4 protein-coding genes are annotated in these 3,242 nt (G+C 72.1%); all 4 read right to left on the reverse strand.

The features are described 5' to 3' along the window. On the reverse strand, window positions 1-968 hold a 968-nt coding region (locus VOI19_RS16845; RefSeq protein ID WP_323794110.1), incomplete at its 3' end, for a calcium/sodium antiporter. 69 nt (window positions 969-1,037) lie between these two features. Next, the gene (locus VOI19_RS16850; RefSeq protein ID WP_323794111.1) at window positions 1,038-1,919 is read right to left on the reverse strand and encodes an ATP-binding cassette domain-containing protein; all 882 of its coding nucleotides are present in this window, start codon (window positions 1,917-1,919) and stop codon (window positions 1,038-1,040) included. Further along, entirely contained in the window at window positions 1,874-2,467 is a 594-nt protein-coding gene (locus VOI19_RS16855) for an ATP-binding cassette domain-containing protein (protein WP_323794112.1), read from the reverse strand. Before VOI19_RS16855 ends, VOI19_RS16850 begins: the two co-directional genes overlap by 46 nt. Beyond that, window positions 2,464-2,898: an ABC transporter permease subunit gene (locus VOI19_RS16860; RefSeq protein ID WP_323794113.1), complete on the reverse strand. Its 435-nt coding sequence runs from the start codon at window positions 2,896-2,898 to the stop codon at window positions 2,464-2,466. The genes VOI19_RS16855 and VOI19_RS16860 overlap by 4 nt, the downstream gene beginning before the upstream one ends. Window positions 2,899-3,242 lie beyond the last annotated feature (344 nt).

Consider the following 3,242-nt stretch of genomic DNA (forward strand, 5'->3'; position numbering starts at 1 on the left):
GGGAGCGCGTCGTGGCCCTGGGAGTCGAGCACCAGGTAGCCGGTGTAGGCCGCGAACCACCCGACCAGCAGAACGCCCTCACCCCGGCTGAGCTGGGCACCGGTGAAGAGCACGACCCCCAGGGCCACGGTGACGGCCAGGAGGACGGGGAGGTCGAAGTTCACCGCAGCGGGATCGATCGGGACCGGGATGGTGACGGAGGAGATCCCGAGCACGGCACCGATGTTGAAGATGTTGCTGCCGACCACGTTGCCGACCGCGAGCTCCCGGTCACCCTTGAAGGCAGCGACCAGCGACGTCACGACCTCGGGGAGAGAGGTGCCGACGGCCACCACGGTCAGTCCGATCACCAGGTCGCTGAAGCCCAGGGCCTCGGCGATGGCGCTCGCGCCCTCCACGACGAGCGCGGCGCCGCCGACGAGCAGACCGACCCCGACCACGACGCGCGCGACGTCGGCGGCCACCTGGCTCGGACCCGCCGGCACGTCGACGTCCCGCGCCTGGCTCCGGGCCTCCCGGCTGTGCCGACGTCCGCGCCGCACCGCCAGGACGACGTACGACACCAGCCCAAGGAGCAGGAGCGCCCCGTCGGGCCGCCCGAGCTCACCGTCCAGGCTCAGCACCAGCGCGAGCGTGGCGATGACGAGTGCCACCGGGAGGTCGAAATGGAGGAGGCCGCGACCCGCGAGCTGGTACCTGACGATCGCGGCGACGCCGAGCACGAGCAGCACGTTGGCGATGCTGCTCCCGACCGCGTTGCCGACCGCGAGTCCTGGCGAGCCCGTCAGGGCGGCGTCCAGGGACACGGCGAGCTCGGGCGCGGACGTGGCGCCGGCAACCACGGTCAGCCCGACCACCACCGGCGAGATGCCCGCGGCTCGACCCAGGTTGCTCGCGCCGCGCACCAGCAGCTCTCCGCCGAGCACGAGGAGACCCAGGCCCGCGGCCAGGAGCAGCACGGTCACCATCGGCCGCACCCGTCTCGCGACGTCGCGCTCCGCACTCGCATGATTCGGCACCTCACCGGCGCTATGTAATCAGGTCGCGACGCCTCGCCGGGCCGAGGCGGGGCCTACAGCCACGGTACGAGCGGCGACTGCGGCTGCCAGCACCTGGTCATGGGTGACCAGGATCAGTGCGCACCCGGCCTCGTCCACCTGCTGCATCAGGCAGTGCACGGTCTCCTGCTGCGTCACGAGGTCGAGCCGGGACGTCGGCTCGTCGGCGAAGAGTAGGAGCGGCCTGAGGAGCAACGCGCGGATCAGCGCCAGACGTTGGAGCTCGCCGCCCGAGACCTGCCCCGGTCGGCGCGACAGGACCCCAGGGGGCAGGTGCATCGTCTCGACCAGCTCGTCGAGGCGCGAGGCGTCCAGGCGGTGCCTCCTGAGGACGTCGGCGATCGCGATGCCGGTCGTGACGTGTCTCGGAAAGGACGCCGCCGGGTCCTGGTAGAGCTTCTGCACCCGACCGGGGCCCAGCGAGTCGGCGTGCCGCACGCTGCCGCCGTCCGGTCGCTGGAGGCGCAGCAGCACGTTGCCCAAGGTGGTCTTCCCGGACCCGCTCGGTCCCGTCAGGGCGAGTCGCTCCCCCGCACCGACGTCGAGCGACAGGCTGTCGAAGAGCCGGTTGCTCCCGTAGGCGTAGCGGAGGTCGCGCGCCTCGATGAGTGCCGGGGCCTCGGGGCCCGGATGGCTCGCCTCCTGCCAGGCGTAGCGCCAGCTCGAGGGCTCAGCCGCCACCAGGCGCCGGGTGTAGGCGTGCCACGGACGCGCCAGGACCTGCTCGGCGTCTCCGTTCTCGACGACGTGCGCCTGCTGCATCACCCAGACGTCTCCTCCGAGAGCGCGGGCCACCTCGAGGTCGTGGGTGACGGTCAGGAGCGCGCCGCCTCGGTCGGGGTGCTGAAGGAGCAGCGCCACCAGCGCGTCGCGGGCCGGGGGGGGTCCAGGCCCTTGGACGGCTCATCGGCGATGAGCGTCGGAGCTCCGCCGATCGCGGCCGCGGCGAAGGCGACCCGTTGGGCCATCCCGCCCGACAGCACGTGCGGGAAGGCCGAGCCCACTCCGGGCAGCCCCACGTCGTCGAGGGCCTGCTCAGAGCGTACGCGGTCGGAGGTGCGTCCCCTGGTGGAACCGCGGAGCCCCTCGCCGACCTGGTGGACCACCCGCATGGTCGGGTCGAGGGCCTGGCCGGGCTCCTGCGGGAGCATCGCCATCACCCGCCCCCACAGCGACCGTTGACCGCCGACCGCGCCGAGGTCCGTCCGGGCGCCGTCGATCGTGGCGTGACCTCGCACCTGCAGGGTGCGGTCGATGGTGCCCATCAGCGCGTGAGCCAGCAGGGACTTGCCGCTGCCGCTCTCCCCGACGATGGTCAGCGGCTGACCCGGGTGCAGGGCGAGGTCGGCGACCTGCACCAGCACCTCGTCGCCGTGGCGCACCTCGAGCTCGTGCACGACGATGCTCATGTCTGATCTCCTCCTCGACGTAGCCCGAGCAGCCCGAGCAGCAGAGCCATCAGCACGACGACCGGTGCGACCGACAGCAGCGGCGCCTCGTCGTAGAGCGGGAAGGCCTCGGTCACCATCAGACCGAGCTCGGGGGTGGGCGGGCGGACGCCGACGCCGACGAAGCCGAGCGTCGACAGTGTCAGCACGACGGTCGCCAGGCCCATGACGGCCATGGTGCCCAGCACCGACCGCAGCTCTGGCCACACGTGACGGGCCACGACGTGGCGCCGTCCGAGTTGCAGGAGCCCGGCCGCCTCCACGGCCGGCCCGGCCAGGATCACTGCGCTCTTGGCCCTGGTGACCCGGAAGTACTCGACCCACTGCACGAGCGCGAGGCCGCCGTACAGCGACCACAGCCCGCCGTCGGCGAGCGCGGCGAAGAGCAGCACGGCGCGCACCCCAGCGGTCGGCCAGCACGCCACCGAGCAGGAAGAACCCCTGCTGGGCGACCATCCGAAGGCCCATCACGAGGCCGACGAGAGCAACCGACAGGCCGATCTCGTCGGTCAGGTGCACGGCCAGGAACGGCAGCACGAGGTAGAAGCCGGCGTTGAAGACCGCCATGCTGACCACGAGCAGGCGCAGCAACGGGGTGAGCGAACCCAGCCCCAGCAGCGACCTCACGCCTCGATCGCGTCGCGCCGCGCGACGAGCACCGAGTTGACGACGTCGTCCGAGAGCGATGAGACGAAAGGAACGATCATGATGCCCATCACCAGCCCTGCCGCGAGCG

This window comes from Nocardioides sp. (assembly GCF_034670285.1).
Classification (GTDB): domain Bacteria; phylum Actinomycetota; class Actinomycetes; order Propionibacteriales; family Nocardioidaceae; genus Nocardioides.

Excerpts from the sequence above, each read along its gene's own strand:
- VOI19_RS16855 (WP_323794112.1), bottom strand. The coding sequence starts at position 2,467 with ATGAGCATCGTCGTGCACGAGCTCGAGGTGCGCCACGGCGACGAGGTG.